The organism is Streptomyces sp. NPDC002520 (assembly GCF_053595235.1).
This window is the reverse complement of record NZ_JBSFXG010000012.1, coordinates 133,805-153,433: the sequence shown is the minus strand read 5'-3', so window position 1 is coordinate 153,433 and position 19,629 is coordinate 133,805. Positions and strand designations below refer to the sequence as shown.

The window sequence follows — 19,629 nt, the reverse complement described above, 5'->3', positions numbered from 1 at the left end:
GGCCTCAGCGAGGGTACTCATGGCGAAAAAGGTCGGGCGATGACCTGAGCCCAGACCTGTACGCACGGGCAGCCTTCACCGCATGAAAGGGAGACTCGATGGCCCTGCGGGAGGCGATCCGATCAGCCAAGGCATACATCGGATTGGTTCACGGGCTGGCCTTGTTACATACCCATGAAGCGTGGGAACGTCTACGCCGATGCCGAGGACCTCACGATCGTCAAGGAAGCTGCCAAGCGCCGGGGGATGAGCGAGGCTGAGATCATCCGTCTGGGGATCCAGCCGCGGTAGCCGGGAACACCCCCGTGCCGATAACCGCCCCCACCAGGAGAGCACGGCAGCCACATGAGCGTCCCGCTGCGTGTCCACTCCGAGGACCGCCTTCCCCGCCAGCCGGCGTCGGCGGGTACGCGAGGCGAGGTACGTAGGCCGGCGCCTGCGCGTCAGCCCTGGTCCGAGCCGGACAGAGCCTCGGTGATCAAGCGGGTGGCGAAGTCGCGGTCGCCGACAATCCGGTTGATGTGCTCCGCGAGCAGGACGGTCATGGCTTCCAAGGGATTCATCTCGCCCTCGGTCCAGCCTCCGTACTGCACGCGCCACAGATTGGGACTCAGACCGGTGCCTGCGGCAACGAGCAGCCCGGCCATTGTGGGGATGACCTCGGGACGGAAGGTTTTGGGCATCATCCGCATCGTCGCCACGAGGGCGGGCACCGCATACTCGATGACGTCCTCGCCCTGGTCCTCGCAGGCCGCCCGCAGCCACTCCATGAACATGTAGATGAGCGTGCACGTCCCGTCCAGCAACGCATCGACTCCCGCAGGACCCAAGGATGCGGCGAACTGGGCCACCAGTTCCTGCTGTTCAGGGTCGGACCCGACCTTGCCGGCGTAGACCGCCCTGAGCCGAGAATCGATCATCATGAGCGCTGCACCCACATCGCCGACGGGCGCGTACTCGGGATCACAAGGCGACGACACAGAACTCCTCCTCGTATGACCACAGCGCGCGGCACAGCATGTCCGTACGGTAGACCGCTGATCGAACGGGGACCGGCGAATCCCGAGGAGGGTCACCCTTCCCAGGAGTAAACCTCGGGCCACTTGGCCACCTCCCACGGATGACCGCGTGTCAGCCCCGTCCCCTGCCACTTCGAAGCATGACAACCAGTCCTACCGGCCCCCAGTCACGCCGACACGAGCCAGCACCACATCGGCCAACTCCTGCGAAGTCAGCTCGCCGTCCAAAAACACGGTGTCGCTGGGAAGGCTGCCCGCCGCGGCCATACACGGCCCGATCCTGTCCTTGCACCAGCGCCGCACCCGCTCGTCCCGTTCGGGATCATCCAGCGTGAAGCTCCGGCCGTCGATCCGCTTCTCCAGCACCTCTCGGCAGACCTCGAGGAAGAAATGGTGAACCGCGATGCCAGCACCCTTCAACTTTCCGAAGATCTCACCGACATACCCAGGGTCGACCAAGGTCATGGGGACCAGCAGCGGACGGCCGTACTCCTCGACCAGCCCTACCGCCAAGTCAGCGACCTGCCGCCGCCACAGCCGAAGATCCTGGAAGTCGCCGGTCGGCACCTCCACGATCTCCCGCAGCAGATAGCCGACCATCTCCGGGTCATAGACCAGCGCCTCGGACCATCGAGGACGCAACTCATCCACCAACGTGCTCTTCCCGCTGCCGAACGCACCGTTCACCCAGACGATCAACACGGCCCTCCCCACCCCGGTCGTCAGACCCTGGCATCGGGCCGGACACGTCGGACCAGCATGCCCGCGCATCACACGAAGCCGAACGCCATTGCCAGATCGTGTCCGAAAGATCGCCAGAGACGGCCCAGGTCCAAAGCCCGCACCACGCTCGGCAAACCCAGCGTGTCAGGGCTCGTGTATTCCGAATTCGGGAGCGTGGGGACCACCAGGGTGTCGTCCTGGGGAGGAAGGCGTGGCCCGCCTTCAACTCCGGGCGCCGGTCGTCCCTGCCTGCTGCGCATCTGAGCGTTGGTCACAGACGGCCGCCTGCCCGGTGGCGGAACTTGCAGGTGCCGTGCGGCAACATCGGCCTTCGGTCGGCCCGCCCAGGGGTCACTGCGTCGTCGAGCGCGCGGCGTAGCCAGTGAGGAGGGCACTGACGGTGTCGGTCAGCTGCGGTTCGACGTCCACGACCGCATGGGCGAGTTCGGGTTCTGATTCGTAGAAGTCGCGTAGCCCCGTGCCGGGGGCCGCCATTTGCCACATGGCTCCGGCCATCGAGGTTGCGGTGGCGACGACGCTGTGGGCCTGGTCGAATCGCAACGGCGTGACCGTGCAGAGCGTGGAGCTGATCTCGGCCACTGCGGTGGCTGGGCCGCGCAGCCGCCGAGGAGTGGGCTCCGGGCCCGCTCAGAAGCGGTAGCAGGCGTAGTCGCCGTCGGGGCCCCGGGCGATCCGGTCCGAGCCCCAGCAGTGCAGCATCGGTCCGATGCGGTGGACGGCGGCGCCGCCGACCAGCAGCACGGCTGCGGCGAGCACGGCGGTCACGATCCGCATCACCTTCATCCGGCGTACGACCCACCACGCGCGGGCGACGGCCGGCACCCCCAGGATCAGGGCGATGGCCGAGACCGGCGCGTTGTTGTGCTGGAGCCCGGGGAAGGCATCTGGGTCCACGGCCTTCTGGACGGCGGCGTAGGCGAAGAAGAGCAGCACCAGCCCGAGGAGTAGCAGCCCGACGGAACCCGCTGCGCGCCCGACGTCCCGGCCCCGGCTCGGCGTCCTGTCGGCGTCCGGCGCCGCGGCGGCGTCCGCGCGTACGAGGTGCCGACCGAAGACCGCCCGCAGCCGGTCTGCATCCTCCGGGTTGCTCAGGCCGCGCTTGGGCAGGACGCCGACGCCGACGGCTGACTTGTCGGCGCTGAGCAGCACGAACAGCTCCGGGGTCTCGGCATAGCGCGGGTAGAGGTGCCAGTCGAGGGTGGCCGAGCTGTGGGCGGTGGTGAGGCGGATCCCCGTGTCGTCGACGACGGTGCGGAAGTCGCCCTGCCGCTCGCTGAGCCGGTGGAACTGGCGGGCCTGCAGCCGCGGCCCGGCGGTCATGAAGGCGACGGAGGCCACCAGCGCCAGGTACAGGTACCACGGGGTGTCACGCCGGCCGTCGCCGAGCGTCGACAGAAGGACTCCGACGGCCGTGACCACCAGCGTGTAGATCAGCAGCCGACGCCGGAATCGGCCCGCTCTGGTGACCTTCGCCCGGGTGCGGATCGCTGCCCCAAGGTCGTCGACGGTGAGCCGGTAGGCCAGCTCCACCGGTCTCTCCGCGACGGCGTCCGTCGCTTCCCGGCCCTCGGCCATGTCCCCTCCCCGGTTCGGTGATCAACCGGATCGTAGCCCCGGGGAGGGAGGGGACGTGCTCGGGGTCAGGAGGCAGTCCTGAGAGCGTCGCCGCCCTGGTCGTGACCTGCTGGAACCGTGCTTACCGCTACAGTGGTCGCTGTTCCGTTGTTCCCCGAGGCCGAAGACATTCGGGACGCCAGTGGGCAGAAGCGCCGCCACCGAGTCGGCGATCGCCTCGCGGAGGGGGCGGGTGGAGTCTTCACCCTCCGGCTTCGGTCGCAATCCAGTTCCGCCAGACGTGGATCGTGTTGGGTACCTCGGGGCGATCGAGGAGCCAAAGAACATAGCCGGCATGTCGCCATGCCCATGGGTTGTCAGACCGAGCGGCGGTTTCCAGCCTGCCGCGCAGATCCTCACTGTCGACGGCTCGAGCAACGCGCAGGTACTCGCGGTCCTTGCAGCGGTACGCCCTCTGAACGACGATCTCGACCAGGTCCGTAAGTTTCGCCCTGGCCGTCTCGCTGTGGCCGGCGACCGCCACGTTCCGTATGAGGCTCTGTTTCGTGCCCCACTCCTTGGCATGCCGGGTCCACTCCTGCGGATACCTTGCCTCCCATTCCAGGAAGAGGAGCGCATACGGCAGACCCTGCCACGTCCTGATGTCCCCGGGCGGGCGGTTCCACAACGCGTTGGGCAGCGAATACTTTCCGGTTTCGAGGTACATCTCATGTGCCTGCAGGAAGGCCGGATCCCGCCACTGCTTCTGTCCCCCCAGCGGCAGCGTCAAGCGCCACAACTCATTGAGCCGACCAAGGGCATCCAGCACGTTCCCCTGGACATCAGCAAGACGGACCAGCGCCGCAGCCCGGACCGCGGGATCGTCGGCTATCAGCCCGAACGCCCAGCCCAACCGCGCGTCCCACGCATGAGCTTCATCCACGCCCGCACCCGCACCCGCTTCCCCTGTCACGCAGGGATCATCCCCCAGCCACTGCACCGAGGTGCATCGACCCCCGCCTTCATCCAGAACACAGATCGGTCGGACAAGGCGAGAGACATTCAGGAATCCCGAAGTTACGTCGGCAGGACGTCGACCCCCGACGGGGGAAGAACCCCCTGGCCTCAGGGTCAAGTGCTCAGCGGAGGTCCGGGGAACTCGCGGGATGTCGCACATTCCGGGAGCCGGGGGAGAGCGCGGACGGTTCTGGTCAAGAGCCCGCTCCCTTCTGTATCCCGTTCAGGAAAGACGCTGGATCGTCGGGAGCATCCCGCCTTACGGTGCCGCCATGAGCAATCACTCGGAAGCGCCTGTCGCGCCCGTCGAGGCCTTTGAACCCCCCTACTACATGGCTGTCTTCACTACGGTGCGAACCCAGGACCAGAGCGGCTACAGCGAGACCAACGCACGCATGGAGGACCTGGTGAAGGACGTCCCCGGCTTCCTGGGGATGGACCACGCGCAGACTCCTGGCGGGCTGGGCATCACCGTCGGGTACTTCCGCGACGCCGACGCCCTCACGGAGTGGCGGTGCAACGCCGAGCACCGTGCGGCGCAAAAGCGCGGGCAAGCCGAGTGGTACCAGAGCTACACCCTGCATGTGGCGAAAGTCGAACGGAGCCACGGGTTCACGCGAGCGCAGGTCCCGGACAGCCCGACAGCAGGCTGATCAGCCGAAGTCACCTCGGCGGCCGTCCCGCCGCAAGCTCGCATCGAACGGGTCGGCGTGCCCCCTCGCGAGCCCGATCTGTCGCCGCATCAGAGAACCTTCGTCCGGTTGTGACGTGCCCGGCGAAGACGCCGGGCGACGCGGGGCGGTTGCGGTTCGTCGGCGCATCGGCGCGGCGGATCGCTCAGGGCGGCGACCCCGAGGAGGCCGTGATGGGCCTGTGCCGGGTGTCCTCGCCGGAGTTCGCGGCGCGCGATGTTCGTGTATCGGCGCGCGCCGCTGCCGGCAGGCGACGAACGGCCGGGCAGACCCATTGCGTTGCGCCCGGGCCGGGCCGACGTGGGCAGGACCGTGGCGGCGCTGCGGCTCAGCCGGGACCGCACGTCGAACTGGTCCCGGACAGCGGCGAGTGGTGGCCGCCCCGGGACTGGCGTCCGCCGCTCACCGGAGGTCCGGATGAACGCGGTCGGCGGCCCGGTGCGGCACGCCCCGGTATGCGACGGGTGCTCGGCCGTCGGGCATGGTCGCCAAGGCCTGCGCGGTGGTCAGCCGGCCGATTCCCTGAGGATGAGCGTTCCGGGCAGGTACCAGCGTTTTGCCGGGATGTGCTCGCCCTGGATCTGGCGGAGCAGCAGGTCCACCGCCGTCTCGCCCATGGCGTCGTACGGCTGGCGGACCGTGGTCAGCGGTGGGTCGAGCAGCGGGGCCGAGGTGTCGTCGTCGAAGCTCACGACTGCCACGTCGTCCGGGACGCGGCGTCCGGCGGACCGGAGCGTGCGCAGGGCCGCGGCCGCCATGAAATCGCCCACGGTGAACAGCGCGTCGCACTCAGGTCCCTCGGCGAGGAATTCCTCCAGCTCCGGGATGCGGGCGGGTGGTGTCATTGCCTCGTGGGTGATCACGAGCCGGCTGTCGGCACGGATGCCCGCTTCCGCGAGGGCGTCGAGATAGCCCTGATGCCGATCCTGCGCGAAACCCACGTGCGGTGAGATGGTCAGGTGGGCGATGCGGCGCCGGCCGAGCGCGAGGAGATGGCCGACGGCGGCGCGTGCCCCGTCCCGGTTGTCGCAGGACACCGTGGGCACCGGATTGTCGGGAGCGACGTCGTCCACGGCGACGACCGGGAGCCCCAGGCGGGCCGCCTGCTCCTGCACGCAGGAGTGCAGGGCGGGGCCGAACAGGATGACGCCCTCGGAGGGGAGATCGGCCAGGTCCGCGATCGCGGTCGCGGTCGGTGAGCCGCCCCAGCCTCGCGCGCCGGCCGCCAGATCCAGCGGGACGACGTGGAGCAGCACCCGGTAGCCGCGCTCGGCGGCGGCGCGGGACACGCTGCGCACGCCTGCCTCGTACCAGCTCCACGAGGAGTCCGGGACGATCACGCTGAGAGCGCGGCTCTGGCCGGTGCGCAGGGCGCGTGCCGTGGCGGACGCCCGGTATCCGAGGCGGGCCGCGACCTCGCGTACGTGTTCACGGGTCTCGGAACTCACGTCGCGGTGGTCGTCCGAGGAGAGGGCGCGCGACGCCGTCGCCCGGCCGACCCCCGCCTCGCGGGCCACGTCGGCCAGTGTCACTCGTCGCGCCATCGCGTCCTGCCTGCCTGATTCCCAGCTCTTGACCCCGACCGATGTGAAGCCTAGCATTCCGGAATCGATCCCGGAATCGATTCCGGACGGTGTGCGCGATCCTGGACATCGGCGCCCAGCTCAACGAGGAGCCCCTGAATGACCCCCACGGCCCCCGCAGGCCCCGCAGCGCCGGGCGCTGCCGAGACCGCGACAAGACACGGCGAGCGCACCCCCGCGACCCCGCTGTTCGTCGTGCTCTACACGCTGGCGATCTTCGGCGTGTGGATGGCGATCAACCTGCCCGCCACAGTGACAGTGGCCCTGCGCGTCTCCGTCCTCGACCCGAAGAACCAGACCACGTCCTACTCGATCATCGCGGGCATCGGCGCACTGGTCGCGGTCATCGCCAACCCGGTCTTCGGCCGGCTCAGCGACCGCACCCGCAGCCGCTGGGGGCGGCGACGCCCCTGGATCGTCGTGGGCCTGCTCGGCACCACCGCCGGAGCGGCACTCATCGCCTTCACCAACTCCCTCACCTTGCTGGTGGTCGGCTGGATGATCATGCAGTGCTTCGTCAACGCCGCGGTGGCGGGCATGCTGGCGATCGTCGCGGACCGCTTCCCGGAGCGACAGCACGGCCTGCTCGGCTCCATCTCCGGCGCCACCGTGACGGCGTCGGTCATGGTCGGGACCTACTTCATCGACCTGTTCCCCACCCAGATCCTGCCGCAGATCGGGCTGCCCGTGGCGCTGGCACTGGTGACCTGCGCCCTGCTGCTGCCCGTGATGAAGGAGGACGACACGCGCGCAGAGCAGCCCCAGCCCTTCGGACTGAAAGACCTGCTCGGCAGCTTCGCCGTCAACCCGCGCAAGTCCCCCGACTTCGCCTGGTTCCTGATGGCGCTCTTCCTGATGAGTATCAGCACCGTGGGCCTGAGCACCTACCACGTCTACTACATGCAGAACCAGCTCGGGATCTCAGCGGACAAGTTGCCGCACATCCTGGTGATCTGGTCCCTGCTCAACGGACTCGCCTCCCTGGTCGGCGCGCCCCTGGGCGGCTGGCTCACGGACCGCTTCGACCGCCGCAAGCCCGTCTTCGCCGCCTCCGCCGTGATCGGCGCGGTGTCCGTGGTCATCATCGTCGTCTCCCAATCGATCGACGTCTTCCTGATCGGCTCCACCGTCGAGGGACTGAGCTACGGCATCTTGATGGGGATGTACTTCGCCTTCGCCACCGCGACCATGAACGACAAGACGACCATCGCCCGCGACCTCGGCGTCACCAACATCGCGGTCACCCTGCCGTTCTCGCTCGTGCCCTTCCTCGCCCCGTTCGTGCTGCGGATCGGGGGCCACGGCGACAACTACCCGCTGCTGTTCATCCTCGGCGGCGTAGTCGGCCTGCTGGCACTGCCCTTCCTGCTGAAGATCCGCGCCACCCGCTGACCCCGCCCCCCGCGCTCCCGGCCGGACAACACCTGACAGTTGCCCGGCCGGGATCCAACCTGCCAAAGGACCCCCGTACATGAGCACCACCGCCCGCCCGCGTTACCTCGACCCCGCGCTCAGCGCCGAGGAACGCACCGAAGACCTGCTGGGCAGGATGACCGTGGAGGAAAAAGCCGGGCAGCTGTTCCAACCGGCCACGGTCATGAACGACGACGGGTCGCTGCTGGCGGGGCCGAACGAGGACTACGCCGCACCCACGCAGCAGGACGTGGTCGCAGACCGTCACATCACCCACCTCCACCTGATGAACGGCGAGGACCCCTACGCCATCGCCCAGTTCCACAACCGGGTGCAGGAACTCGCGGAGTCGACCCGGCTGGGCATCCCCATCACCCTCTCCACCGACCCCCGCCACGGCTTCTTCTCCAGTCCCACGACCGGACAGACGATCAACGCCCTCTCGCGCTGGCCCGAGCACCCGGGCCTGGCCGCGCTGCCGGACGCCGAGCGCCGGGTCGCCGAGTACGCCGACATCGTCCGCCGTGAATACCTCGCCATGGGCTTCAGAGTGGCACTCGGACCCATGGCGGACATCTTCAGCGAACCGCGCTGGTCCCGCGGCTTCGGCACGTTCGGAGAAGACCCGCGAACCGTCGCCCGGCTCACCGCCGCATTCCTCACCGGCCTGCGCGGCGGCCCCGAACTGGGACCCCGGAGCATCTCCGCGGTCGTCAAACACTTCCCCGGTGGTGGCCCCCAGCTGAAGGGCAACGACGCACACGATCTGCGCTACCCCGAGCAGGTCTACCCCGGCGACAGCCGCGCCCTGCACATCGAACCCTTCGAGCAGGCCATCGCCGCCGGCGCCACCCAGATCATGACCTACTACGGCAAGCCGGTCGGCACCGACTGGCCCGAACTGGCCTTCGCCTTCAACAAGCCCGTGGTCCAAGGCATCCTGCGCGACAAGCTCGGCTTCGACGGCATCGTCGTCACGGACTGGTACGTCATCCAGGGCACCACCCTGCACGGAATCCCCTTCGGCCCGAACAGCTACGGCCTGGAACACCTCCCGCCCCCGGAGCGGATCGCCGCGGCCCTCGGCGCGGGAGTCGACCAGTTCGGCGGCGACCAGTGCCCGGAACTCGTCGTGGAACTCGTGGACTCCGGCCGACTCCCGGTCACGCGACTCGACTCCTCCGTACGCCGCCTCCTGCTGGAGAAGTTCCGCCTCGGCTTGTTCGAACACCGCTACGTCGACCCCGAGCGCACCCGCACGGTCACGGGCAGCGCGCCCTTGCGCTCGGCGGGCCGAAAGGCACAAGCGGACTCCACCGTCCTGCTGAAGAACACCCGTAACCTGCTGCCGCTCGCCGAAGGCACCAAGGTCTACACCGAGGGCATCGCCCCGAAGGCCCTGCACGGACGCGCCGAGACCGTCCCCGACCCTGCGCAGGCGGACGTCGCACTACTGCGGCTGCACGCGCCCTGGCGCGAGGACCCCAACGGCATGACCGCCTTCTTCCACGGCGGCGACCTCGACTTCACCCCCGACCAGATCGCCCACGTCCAGGCGATCGCCGCCGAGGTCCCCACCGTCCTCCTCGTCTACCTGGAGCGCCCCGCGATCCTTCGTGACGTGGAACTCCCGGCAACCGCAGTCCTCGCCGACTTCGGCGCCGAGGACGACGTCCTGGCCGAGATCGTCTTCGGGGACTCCGCCCCCCAGGGACGCCTCCCGTTCGATCTTCCGATCTCGATGGCCGCTGTCGACGCCCACCCCGAGGACGTCCCCTTCAGCACCAAGGACCCGCTGCACCACCACGGCTTTGGACTGGCCTACGAGACCGTCCTCACCGCGGAAGGCGAGGCCCGCCCGTAACGGCGCATGCGCGAAAGAGTGGCGCGTGCCCGAAAGAGTGCGGTGCCGGCAGCCTGCCGGCACCGCACCCTCATATGGGCCCGGGGATCGCTGTCACATCTTCGCGCGCGGCTGCGTCAGTGGGGTGAAGACGCCGTTCAGGCCGAAGCGAAGGAGAACAGCCATGAGTTGTCAACTCCCTCGCGGAAGAACAGTGGGACTGACCCGACCCGACGACCGGCCCGGTCCGCACCGGCGACGGCTGAGAGCCCGACCCGCCCTGTGGGCGGATGCCGCCGGCCAGGGCCCGTGCCACTGCGGAAACGACTCGCACCGACCGTCCCACAGCGCTGCCGTGTCACGGCTGTTTCCGCCCGGCCTGCGTGGCGGGCGGCGCCGCCGTGACCGGTCACGGGTCACTGTGGGCGGACCGGCGCGGTGGAGCCGCGGACCACCAGCTGGCTGGGCAGCACCACCGGGGCGCCGGGGGGCGTCATGCCGCGCAGGATGCCGATGAGGGTGCGGGCGGCGCGCTCGCCCTGCTCGGCGCTGAAGACCCGCACGCTGGTCAGCGGCGGAGTGAGCAGCGGTGCCGGCGGGGTGTCGTCGAAACCGGCGACGGAGACCTCGCGGGGCACGTCGATGCCGCGCTCGCGCAGCAGTTGGAGCACGCCGATGGCCATGCTGTCGTTGAAGCAGAAGTACGCCGTGGGCGGCTGCGGGCGATCGAGCAGGCCTTCCATCGCGGCCCGGCCGGACGCGATGGACCAGTCCCCGGTCGCCACCAGCTCCTTGTCGAGGGTCAGTCCCGCGTCGGCCAGGGCCCGTTCGCACCCGGCCATCCGGGCCCGCACCGCGAGTGCCTGGCCCTCGCCGCTGGTGACGACGGCGATCCGCCGGTGGCCGAGGGCCAGCAGGTGCTGCATGGCGACATAGGCGCCGGACTCGTCACCGCCGTCGCCATCGGCACGCTGCTGCTGCCGAAGGAGGTGCTGCTCATCCCGCAGTACCTGATCTTCCACAAGTTCGGCTGGGTGGACACCAACCTGCCGCTGGTGGTGCCGAAGTTCCTCGCCGTGGACGCGTTCTTCGTCTTCCTCAACCTGCAGTTCATGCGCGGGCTGCCGAACGAGCTGGACGAGGCCGCCGCGCTCGACGGTTGCGGACCGTTCCGCACCTTCTGGCACGTCCTGCTGCCGCTGACCAAGCCCGCGCTGGCCACCACCGCGATCTTCACCTTCATCTGGACCTGGAACGACTACTTCTCGCAGCTGATCTACCTCAACAGCCCCGCGCGCCACACCCTTCCGGTGGGCCTGCGGATGTTCCTGGACGCGACCTCCGGCTCCGACCTCGGGCCGATGTTCGCCATGGCGACGGTCACCCTCGCCCCGCTGTTCGTGCTCTTCGTCTTCTTCCAGCGGCACCTCGTCCAGGGCATCGCCACCACCGGCTTCAAGGGCTGAACCGGCCCCGCACCGCCCCTCCTTCACACGCCCGGCCCACCCCGGCCCGCGCGTCCCTTCGTCAGGAGTCCCAGGAGAGCCATGCCCAAGAACCGTACGTCCCTGCTCGCCGCGGCCGCCGCCCTCAGCGCCGGGACGCTCATCGCCAGCACCCTGCAGGGCAGCGCCCAGGCCGGCACCGCACCGGCCGCCGCCCCCGCACAGGTGCTGTCCACCAACCTCAGCGTCCGCCTCGGCGACATCCCCGACGGCAAGGACACCTACACCGCGGAGCTCAAGCGCGAAGTTGACCTGATGCTCGCCCACCAGACCGCCGACGGCAGCCTGGAGATCCAGGGCAAGACCAAGGACCTCGGCGACAACTCGCTGGGCGCCTCCAGCCTGCTGGCGCTCTACCACTCGAGAACCCACGACCCGGCCGTGGTCGCCGGGTTCCAAAAGAGCATCGACTGGTACCTGGCCAACCGGATCTACACCGCCGACAACCCCGGCAACAGCACCGTCCTGGTGAAGGACAGCGGCCAGCCCTGGGCCGCGTACATGCCCTACTCCCTCGCCGACGGCGGCGGGGACTGGCCCACCACCGTGTGGGCGCTGCTGCACGTCGCCAACGTCCTGCAGTACGGCGACGGATTGCTGCGCGACGACCAGCGCGCCGAGCTCGTCGACCTCGGCCAGGGCTACTGGACCTGGCTGACGAAGGTCTCGAAGTTCAACCCGCAGGACGCCGACAACCAGGCCATCGGGGCCGTCGACGCGGCGATCCAGCTCAGCCAGCAGATGACCCGGCTCGGCTGGCCGAAGAAGACCGCCGCCGCGCTGAAGGCCGACGCGATGGACGTGTTCACCCGCCAGGTACGCACCCTGCGCCAGACCGACCGCGGCTACACCTTCTACCCCGAGCACTCCGGCGGCCTGGACCAGAACTACGGCGGCATCACCCTCGGCTTCCTGTGGCAGGGCTGGCGGCTCACCGGCGACAAGCGCTTCTACCAGGACGGCCTGGAGATGGCCGAGTACCTCGACATGCGGCTGGGCGCCCGCGGCTTCGACTACGGCGGCCCGCGCCACAACGAGCTGCGCCCCGGCTACGAGGCGGTCTACGGGCTGCAGCACTACAGCCCGCTCATCGAGGACGACCTCGGCCGGTACCTGGCGACCGCCAGCCTCAAGTACACGCACACCGGCACCGAGCCCGACAAGACCGTCGTGCCCGACGGCCACTTCGCGTTCATGACCATCTGGCAGTTCACCGACCCCGGCCACTGGTACCGCAAGGAGACCACGGTCAACTCCCCGTACAAGCTGCGGGTCGGCGACGGGTCGGTGGTGCTGGACGCGCAGGGCTCGGCGTACCTGGTGTCCGCCGGGAACGCGGACGTCATCCACGCCGCCACCGACGGCAAGCAGCGCATCGGCCTGGCCTGGACCGACGCCGAGGGCACCCACTTCCTCACCCCCGAGCCCGGCGCGGCCACCACCACCCGCGCGGTGCCGGTCAAGGGCGGCCAGGCGCGCGAGGTCACCCAGCGGATGAGCGGCCCCGGCGGCGCCGTCATCCCGGTCACCACCCGCTACGAGGTCTTCGACGGCACCGTACACGTCACGACCCGGGTACCGGCCGGCGCGGTGCCCGAGGGCGTCACGCTGTCCTACATCGCCGGCCTGCCGTACCTCACCGACGCCGCGGGCGGCACCGCCCCCGACACGCCGCAGCAGAAGATCCTCGGCGTCGTCGGCCTTAGCGGCGGCAGCCTCTCCTTCGCAGCGGACGGCGGCAGCCTGACCGACCCCCAGGGCGTCGCGGCGGGCCCCATGGCCGTCACCTCGCCGGCCGGCGTGACCGCGAGCAACCCGGCAGCCGGCCCCGACACCTTCAGCAACTCCGCCAACGCCGGTCTGATCCTGGAGAAGGACAGCATCTCGCTGAACTCCAACCCGGACGTCGGCTTCGCCAAGACCCGGGCCACCAACCTGCTCCAGGCGCCCGCCCGGCAGACCGGCTCCGAGGTGGTGACCGACGTGACCTACGGACCGGCGCACTGAGTCGCGGGCCGCGCCACGCGCGGCCCGCCCCTCCGCACACCCGCCGCACAAGCTGTCACTCACCCAGTCAGGACGCAGGGGAGCACGCACACATGACCAGAATCCGGGTCGCCCTCGTGGGCACCGGGCACATCGCGGAGGCAGCCCACCTGCCGGCCTTCGCGGCCGAGGCCGCGCGTACCGAACTGGTGGCCGCAGTGGACGTCGATCGCGAGCGCGCCGAGGACTTCGCCGCCCGGCACGGCATCCCCGCCGCCTACCACGACCTCGACCTGATGCTCGATCGTGAGCACCCCGACCTGGTCGTGCTGTGCTCCCCGCCGGCCGCCCACCTGGACGCGGTGCTGAGCAGCCTGGCCGCCGGCGCATGGGTGTGGCTGGAGAAGCCGCCGGTGCTGTCGCTGGCCGAGTTCGACCGGATCGAGCAGGCCGAACGCGCCGGCGGCCCCTACGTCTCGGTGATCTTCCAGCACCGCTTCGGGTCCGCCGCCCGGCGCCTGATCCGGCAGGTGCGCGTCGGAGACCTCGGGCGGCCGCTGGTCGCCCAGTCGGTGACGGCCTGGTACCGGCCCGACGCCTACTATGCCGTGCCGTGGCGCGGCCGGTGGGGCACCGAGGGCGGCGGCACCACCCTCGGGCACGGCATCCACCAGATGGACCTGATGCTCGCGGTGCTCGGACCGTGGGCCGAAGTACAGGCGATGGCCGGGCGGTTGCAGCGCGACATCGAGGTCGAGGACGTGTCCACCGCACTGGTCCGCTTCGAGAACGGGGCGCTGGCCACCGTCGTCAACTCCGCGCTTTCACGGCGCGAGGAGAGCTACCTGCGGTTCGACTTCGCCGACGCCACAGTGGAGTTGCGCCACCTGTACGGGTACGGGGACGCGGACTGGACGTACACCCCGCCGCGTCCCGTGCCGCCTGGCGAACCGGACGTCCCCAGCTCGCACACTGCCCAACTCCCGTACCTGCTCGACGCGATGGAGCGCGGGGAGCGCCCGCCGCTGTCCGGGCCCGCCGGGCGCGAGTCACTGGAACTGGTCACCGCGCTGTACCGCGCCGCCTTCACCCGAACACCCACGCGCCGCGCCGACCTCACCCCCGCCGACCCCTTCTACCACCGTCTGCACGGCGACACCCCCGGCTGGGCGCCCGCCCCCGCCGCATCCCGAGGGAACTGATGCTCAACCAGTACGCGACACGCCTGGTCCGGTGGCCCGGCGACCGGATCAGCGCCCTGGCCGACGGCAGCGAACTGTTCCGCTACCACTACCGACCCGACCTGCCGCCCTCCGAGTGCCCCAGCCCCTACGTCCACCCGCTGCGCACCTTGGCCGGACGCGTCATCAGCGGCAACCGCCCGCACGACCACCGCTGGCACAAGGGGCTGGCGATGACCGCCTCGCACCTGTCGGGACAGAACTTCTGGGGCGGCGGCACCTACACCCCCGGCGCCCCCGCCAGCGGCTACCTGAACCTGCCCAACGTCGGCCGCCAGGACCACCTGGGCTTCGCGTCGCTCGGCGAGGACGGCTTCACCGAGACCCTGGGCTGGATCACGGCCGAAGGAGAGGAGTGGATCAGGGAGCGCCGCGCCCTCACCGTCAGGGACGTCGAGCCGGCCGGCGGCAGCTGGACCCTGGAGTTCGCCACCGAACTGCGCAACGTCCGGGGCGCCGAGCTGCTGTTCGGCAGCCCCGCGGTGTTCGGCCGCGAACTCGCCTCCTACTGCGGCTTCTTCTGGCGCGGCCCGCGGTCCTTCACCGGCGGCCGGGTGCTGGCCGCAGGCGGCCTGGACGGCCCGGAGGTGATGGGCGCCGTCTCGCCGGGGCTGGCCTACATCGGCGAGCACGACGAGGTCGACGGCCACGCCACTGTGCTGTTCCAGCCCGACCCGTCCGACGAGGAGGGCGGCAGACCGCTCTGGTTCGTACGCAGCGAGCCCGTCCCGATGGTCAATCCCTCCCTCGCCTTCCGCGAGGAGCGCCCGCTCGCTCCCGGCGCCGTGCTCGCCCGCCGCTACCGGGTCACCATCGCCGACGGCGCGTGGGACCGCGCGCGCATCGCCGCCTACCTCGACGCCCACCCCTGGGCCCCGGAGTGATCCCGCGGGACCCGCGGGCCGACCGGAGAGCCCCGACCGGCACTCAGCTCAGGAGGTGTTGTGGACGAAGCGGGCAGTGAAGCCGGTGAACCGTCCCGGCGACAGCACCAGGGCCCCTCTCACACCGGCGCGGCGCTGTCACCCGGAGGCCGGCGGAGCAGGTGCAGACAGACGACCGAGGCGAGAACGGTCCGCCGTTCGGAGGCGTCCAGGCGGGGGTCCATTTCGACGACGTACTGCTGCAACCCGATCCAGGAGTCGATGGTGCTCACCGTGACCCGGCCGAGAATCTCCGGCGCCGGGCTCTCTTCCGGATCGGTCTCCGTGAGATGCCATTCGGTGGACACGAGACCCAGCCGCGTGAGGAGGAGTTGGCGTCCCTGCTCCGTCCGGAGGCTCAGCTGCCGGGTCTTGACGAGTCCACGGGCACCGGCCCTGCCGACCTCTCGGTCCGCGGCACCGATGAAGCGGAACTCCACCGACCCGAACGGCACGATGCGGAACTCCACCAGCCCGAGCCGCTCGATACGGACGATGAACTCGCCGGACGTATTCGTCAGGACAGCGTATGTGTCGTCGGTGTACGTGACCCAGGCGAGAGGAGCCCCCTGCACGGTGGACACGACCAGGGCGGGCCCCACGTATCTGCGCCACCGTGAGCGCTTCGGCTGCCCCACCACGACGGCTTCCAGCTCGAACAGACCGGGTTCCGTCATCGGTCTTCCTCCCCCGTCACGGCTTCCCCTGGACCGCGTACGTCCACTGTGACCGAGAACCTGCCCGATTCCCATCCCTCGGGCGGACAGGGACGCCACGCGATGTCGACCGGTGCGATGCGATTCTGCTGGGAGTGTTGGCGTTGGTATTGCTGGGGCCGGAGCGTCTTCTGTGCGTGGAAGTATCGGCGGATGAATGTGGATCAAGGAGTTCAGCGGTCGTCTGAGCGGATCAGGGCGTGGTTGCTCGGTCATGGGGCGGAGGAGCGGCTGTTCAGAGCGGGGGTGGACGCGGGGCGTATCGAGGCGGTCGAGCAGGCCCTTGGAACGAAACTTCCGGCTGACCTCGTGGCTCTCTGGCAGCTGGACGGTGTGTACACCGGCTACGTGCTTCCGCCCGAGGGTTCGTGCGCGCTGGAGGACCCGGAGGGTGCCCTCGAAACGAGGGCTGCCCTGCTGTGGGTTGCCGCGGAGGAGGATCCGCGATCAACGGAGCTGTTCACACCGGACCTGCTGCCGATCGCCATGAACGGTGGCGGCGACAGCGCCTGGTGGTCAGCCTGCGGCCAGGAGAGAATCATGGAGCGGTCTACTTCTGGGACCACGAGAACTGGGGGCTGAAAGAGCCACTGTGGCCCAGCGTCGACTTCGGCGCGTTCCAGGACGCGGCCCGCGGCCGGGTCGGCCTCAGGCCGCCACTTTCTCGCCCGGAAGATCTTCCACGGCCGCAACGGACAGCTCCACCAGCGCTACCAGGACGCACGGAGGACCAGATCGGCGCGCTCGGTCTGGTCCTCGCCCTCATGCTGTTCACGACGCGCTACATGGACGACGCGGTGAACCAGCGGCGCGCGGACGGCTTCGACGCCAGCGAAGAGGACGTGGCCCGCCTCTCCCCGTTCGTGAGGCACCACATCAACATGCTCGGCCGGTCCTCCCTCCAACTCCCCGACCTGCCCGGTGGATTGCGGCCTTTGCGCGATCCGGGCGCCCCCGAAGACGAGTGAGACCAGCGGCCGTGGGCCTGGCTGGGGATCCGCGCCTCAGGTGCCCGCCCGCCGAATGCGTTCCCGGATGACGGCGCGGTCGATGCCGAGCTGTGCCATGAGCTCTGCGACAGGATCGGGCTGCTTACAGTCGAGCAGGGCCAGCAGAAGGTGCTCTGGTGCAATGCGCCGACTGCCGGCCTTCCTCGTCTCGGCCAGGGCGCGTGGGAGGACGGCACGGGCGCCGGAGGTGAAGGGAGCGCGCTTGCGTGAGGCTGGAATCGGCGGCCGCTCGATCCCCTGGACGTCGATGCCGACCACGGCCAGCGCGGACCGGTCAAGGGCATCGAGAGCGGCACGCGCGGTCTCCAGGTCGGTTCCGAAGGCCCGGACCGAGCCGGGCTCGTGGAGCACTCCCAGGAGGAGGTGCTCGGTACCGATGCGGCGATCGCCACGCAGTGTGGCTTCGCCCAGCGCCGAAGTGACGGCCGCACGGGCACCTGCTGCGAACTGTTCGAACATGGTCGTCTCACTTCCCGTACTTGGCGTGCACGGATTGCCGGGAAACGCCGAGAGCATCGCCGATCTGTTCCCAGGACCATCCCTGCTCTCTGGCGCGTGCGACCGCTGCCGCTTCGACCTGCTCGGCCAGCCGATGCAGCGCGCCCACGGCCCGCAGTCCCACCGCGGGGTCATGCGACCTGAGGCGTTCTGAGAGATCTCCCGCTTCCATGCCTGTCAGTCTGGATTGACATTCCCTGCCTGTCAATCCAAACTGACATCAGGTCGCACCGTCAGCCCAGGCCGACATCACGGCCCCACGGATGTCGCCACAGGTCGCGATCAGCGACGCCGCAGATAATGGGGCGTTATCTGTGGGATGACTTCAGGCAGGTCTGGCCGCCGACGCTCCGTCAGCGCCCCACCAGGGCTGACGAATCCTTAGCGCCGGTTTTCGTTCCGATTTCCTCAACCCCCGATGCCGACCGGCCATGTCATCCCCGAGAAGGTCGATCAGCAGCGACACCGACGCAACCCCAGCCGCGAGGGAGGTCGGCCACCCGCTTTCGACCGCGAGACGTACCGTCGACGCAATACCGTGAGGGAGCGGTGCTTCAACCGGCGACAGTGGGACGCCGGCGACCAGGAGGCGAGGACGTGCGCATCGCGCCCGTCGATCAGCTGTCGGTCATTCCATTACCTACCGCGCCCTGCGCTACCTGTCCGCCCTGGACATCGTCTGGCTCTGCCAGGAGCGAGGTCAGTGACGGCTGGCTGCAGCCGAAGCTGGAGCGTGGGATCTCAACTCGGCCTTGGGCTGGCTAGGCTGCCGGTATGAACTCGGCCATGACCAGCGATGTGACCACTGAGCCCGTCATCCTTGATGCCAGGGAGCTGACTTCGGATCCGGATCTGGAGGCGCGGTTTGCGGAGTCGGCCCATCAGATCCTGGCGGACCTCGTCAGTGGAGGTGCCGCGCTGGGCTGGGTCGAACCACCCTCTCGGGATGAGGTGGCGGAACTGCTCGACCACGTGATCTCCGCGGTGCAAGCCGGGGATGCGGCCCTGCGTGCCGCCTACCTCGACCGTCGGCTTGTCGGGTTGGGGTACTGGCTCCGCTACGCCCGACCGACCCATCGGCCACACGCCGACCTTGAGAAGATCGCGGTAGATGCTGCTGCCCATGGTCGTGGTGTCGGCCGGGCGCTGACCGCCTCCTTGATCGCCGATGCCCGGGAGGCGGGGATCGAGGTCCTCACCCTGGACGCCCGTGGCGACAACACCCATGCCCTGCACCTCTACCGGTCGCTGGGCTTCACCGAATACGGCCGCCTGCCCGACTTCGTCGCCGTCGGCGAACACCGTTACGACAAGGTCTTCTACATGCTCGACTTCCGCCGACAAGGCTGACCCCTGCCGCGAGACAGCGTGACACGTGACCGTACGGGCTGGCGGGCAGGGCAGCGTTGTTACGCCCAGCTCCGCCCGGCAGCCGATTCCAGCGCGCGGGCCGGCCCTCCCGCGGTCCGCGAGGCCCGACTGACCGTCGCCGACCGCGGGACGTGTACATTCGACGCCCACGCCATAAGGCCTCGACTGAAGTCAAACAAATCGACACAGCAGCGCCGACGAGTAGCCGACTCCCGCCATTGACTCGGGACGGCTCCCGTCCTCACTGAGCAGTGCGGTGACCCGCAGAACCCCGTCGGGAACAGGATCACCGGTGACCGTTGCGAGAAGGATCTGAACGTCACGCTCAATTCCGTCGTGTTCCGCTCCAGCGGACAGGACCTGACCACTGCCGGCACCTACGTGGAGATGGCCTCCCGCCTGATGGAACCCACCCTGCTCGCCCTCGCAGCCCTGGCCGTCCGCGGACGCATCAAACGCTGACGGCCCGCCACCACGCGTTCGGCAAGCTGAACGCCCCACCACTGCCAACCGT

The 19,629-nt window shown here is 69.5% G+C and carries 19 protein-coding genes and 4 pseudogenes; 13 read left to right on the top strand and 10 right to left on the bottom strand.

All coding sequences use genetic code 11. From position 1 onward, the window contains the following. Positions 1-168: 168 nt before the first annotated feature. Positions 169-279 (top strand): annotated as a pseudogene (locus ACWD5D_RS19215) (ribbon-helix-helix domain-containing protein); the annotation flags it as partial. 164 nt (positions 280-443) lie between these two features. On the opposite strand, the gene ACWD5D_RS19210 reads toward ACWD5D_RS19215, so the two are convergent. From ACWD5D_RS19210 to ACWD5D_RS19190, 5 genes are all read right to left on the bottom strand, one after another. Further along, complete coding sequence (locus ACWD5D_RS19210) at positions 444-980, bottom strand: hypothetical protein (protein ID WP_451373891.1); 537 nt, start codon at positions 978-980, stop codon at positions 444-446. 192 nt (positions 981-1,172) lie between these two features. Beyond that, positions 1,173-1,718, bottom strand: a complete 546-nt coding sequence (locus ACWD5D_RS19205) for an AAA family ATPase (RefSeq protein WP_451373969.1) — start codon at positions 1,716-1,718, stop codon at positions 1,173-1,175. A gap of 375 nt (positions 1,719-2,093) precedes the next feature. Then, on the bottom strand, positions 2,094-2,342 hold the full coding sequence (locus ACWD5D_RS19200; protein ID WP_451373890.1) for a hypothetical protein: 249 nt from the start codon (positions 2,340-2,342) through the stop codon (positions 2,094-2,096). A gap of 48 nt (positions 2,343-2,390) precedes the next feature. Beyond that, positions 2,391-3,338 (bottom strand): YcxB family protein, encoded by a 948-nt coding sequence (locus tag ACWD5D_RS19195; RefSeq protein ID WP_451373889.1) that lies wholly within the window; start codon positions 3,336-3,338, stop codon positions 2,391-2,393. Positions 3,339-3,579: 241 nt separating this feature from the next. Further along, the gene (locus ACWD5D_RS19190) at positions 3,580-4,290 is read right to left on the bottom strand and encodes a hypothetical protein (RefSeq protein ID WP_451373888.1); all 711 of its coding nucleotides are present in this window, start codon (positions 4,288-4,290) and stop codon (positions 3,580-3,582) included. Positions 4,291-4,606: 316 nt separating this feature from the next. Between ACWD5D_RS19190 and ACWD5D_RS19185 the strand changes: the two genes are divergently transcribed. After that, a complete protein-coding gene (locus ACWD5D_RS19185) occupies positions 4,607-4,987 on the top strand; it encodes an antibiotic biosynthesis monooxygenase family protein (RefSeq protein ID WP_451373887.1) in 381 nt (126 codons plus the stop codon). A 545-nt stretch (positions 4,988-5,532) separates the two neighbouring features. On the opposite strand, the gene ACWD5D_RS19180 is transcribed toward ACWD5D_RS19185, so the two are convergent. Continuing rightward, complete coding sequence (locus ACWD5D_RS19180; protein WP_451373886.1) at positions 5,533-6,570, bottom strand: LacI family DNA-binding transcriptional regulator; 1,038 nt, start codon at positions 6,568-6,570, stop codon at positions 5,533-5,535. Between the two features lie 138 nt (positions 6,571-6,708). Here ACWD5D_RS19180 and ACWD5D_RS19175 point away from each other — a divergent pair, with 138 nt between their 5' ends. Together ACWD5D_RS19175 and ACWD5D_RS19170 are read left to right on the top strand one after the other, a co-directional pair. Then, the gene (locus ACWD5D_RS19175; RefSeq protein WP_451373885.1) at positions 6,709-8,001 is read left to right on the top strand and encodes an MFS transporter; all 1,293 of its coding nucleotides are present in this window, start codon (positions 6,709-6,711) and stop codon (positions 7,999-8,001) included. Positions 8,002-8,080: 79 nt separating this feature from the next. Then, positions 8,081-9,886, top strand: coding sequence for a glycoside hydrolase family 3 protein (locus tag ACWD5D_RS19170; protein WP_451373884.1), 1,806 nt, complete (start codon positions 8,081-8,083; stop codon positions 9,884-9,886). Positions 9,887-10,281: 395 nt separating this feature from the next. Here ACWD5D_RS19170 and ACWD5D_RS19165 read toward each other — a convergent pair whose 3' ends face one another. After that, the gene (locus ACWD5D_RS19165; protein WP_451373883.1) at positions 10,282-10,791 is read right to left on the bottom strand and encodes a LacI family DNA-binding transcriptional regulator; all 510 of its coding nucleotides are present in this window, start codon (positions 10,789-10,791) and stop codon (positions 10,282-10,284) included. Between ACWD5D_RS19165 and ACWD5D_RS19160 the strand changes: the two genes are divergently transcribed. The 4 genes from ACWD5D_RS19160 (at position 10,783) to ACWD5D_RS19145 (ending at position 15,481) form a co-directional block, all read left to right on the top strand. Then, positions 10,783-11,331 carry a carbohydrate ABC transporter permease gene (locus ACWD5D_RS19160; protein ID WP_451373882.1) on the top strand — a complete coding sequence of 183 codons (549 nt, stop codon included), beginning with the start codon at positions 10,783-10,785 and terminating at the stop codon, positions 11,329-11,331. The genes ACWD5D_RS19165 and ACWD5D_RS19160 overlap by 9 nt on opposite strands. 81 nt (positions 11,332-11,412) lie before the next feature. Beyond that, the gene (locus tag ACWD5D_RS19155) at positions 11,413-13,377 is read left to right on the top strand and encodes a hypothetical protein (RefSeq protein WP_451373881.1); all 1,965 of its coding nucleotides are present in this window, start codon (positions 11,413-11,415) and stop codon (positions 13,375-13,377) included. A gap of 92 nt (positions 13,378-13,469) precedes the next feature. After that, the gene (locus tag ACWD5D_RS19150; RefSeq protein ID WP_451373880.1) at positions 13,470-14,558 is read left to right on the top strand and encodes a Gfo/Idh/MocA family protein; all 1,089 of its coding nucleotides are present in this window, start codon (positions 13,470-13,472) and stop codon (positions 14,556-14,558) included. Beyond that, the gene (locus ACWD5D_RS19145) at positions 14,558-15,481 is read left to right on the top strand and encodes a DUF6807 domain-containing protein (protein WP_451373879.1); all 924 of its coding nucleotides are present in this window, start codon (positions 14,558-14,560) and stop codon (positions 15,479-15,481) included. The genes ACWD5D_RS19150 and ACWD5D_RS19145 overlap by 1 nt, the downstream gene beginning before the upstream one ends. 119 nt (positions 15,482-15,600) lie before the next feature. Here the strand turns inward: ACWD5D_RS19145 and ACWD5D_RS19140 are convergent, their stop codons facing one another. Beyond that, entirely contained in the window at positions 15,601-16,197 is a 597-nt protein-coding gene (locus tag ACWD5D_RS19140) for a hypothetical protein (protein ID WP_451373878.1), read from the bottom strand. A 102-nt stretch (positions 16,198-16,299) separates the two neighbouring features. On the opposite strand from ACWD5D_RS19140, the gene ACWD5D_RS19135 reads away from it, so the two are divergent. Both ACWD5D_RS19135 and ACWD5D_RS19130 read left to right on the top strand, forming a co-directional pair. Next, entirely contained in the window at positions 16,300-16,818 is a 519-nt protein-coding gene (locus ACWD5D_RS19135; protein WP_451373877.1) for an SMI1/KNR4 family protein, read from the top strand. Positions 16,819-16,881: 63 nt separating this feature from the next. After that, positions 16,882-17,204, top strand: a pseudogene (locus ACWD5D_RS19130) (Tn3 family transposase); the annotation flags it as partial. A 36-nt stretch (positions 17,205-17,240) separates the two neighbouring features. Here ACWD5D_RS19130 and ACWD5D_RS19125 read toward each other — a convergent pair. Next, positions 17,241-17,705 carry a Clp protease N-terminal domain-containing protein gene (locus ACWD5D_RS19125; RefSeq protein ID WP_451373876.1) on the bottom strand — a complete coding sequence of 155 codons (465 nt, stop codon included), beginning with the start codon at positions 17,703-17,705 and terminating at the stop codon, positions 17,241-17,243. Positions 17,706-17,712: 7 nt separating this feature from the next. Beyond that, entirely contained in the window at positions 17,713-17,916 is a 204-nt protein-coding gene (locus ACWD5D_RS19120) for a helix-turn-helix domain-containing protein (protein WP_327580050.1), read from the bottom strand. 261 nt (positions 17,917-18,177) lie between these two features. On the opposite strand from ACWD5D_RS19120, the pseudogene ACWD5D_RS19115 reads away from it, so the two are divergent. The 3 genes and pseudogenes from ACWD5D_RS19115 to ACWD5D_RS19105 all read left to right on the top strand — a co-directional run. After that, a pseudogene (locus ACWD5D_RS19115) lies at positions 18,178-18,300 on the top strand (IS5/IS1182 family transposase); the annotation flags it as partial. Positions 18,301-18,530: 230 nt separating this feature from the next. Continuing rightward, complete coding sequence (locus ACWD5D_RS19110; protein WP_451373875.1) at positions 18,531-19,094, top strand: N-acetyltransferase family protein; 564 nt, start codon at positions 18,531-18,533, stop codon at positions 19,092-19,094. A 279-nt stretch (positions 19,095-19,373) separates the two neighbouring features. Further along, positions 19,374-19,577: pseudogene (locus ACWD5D_RS19105) on the top strand (hypothetical protein); the annotation flags it as partial. Between the last annotated feature and the right edge of the window lie 52 nt (positions 19,578-19,629).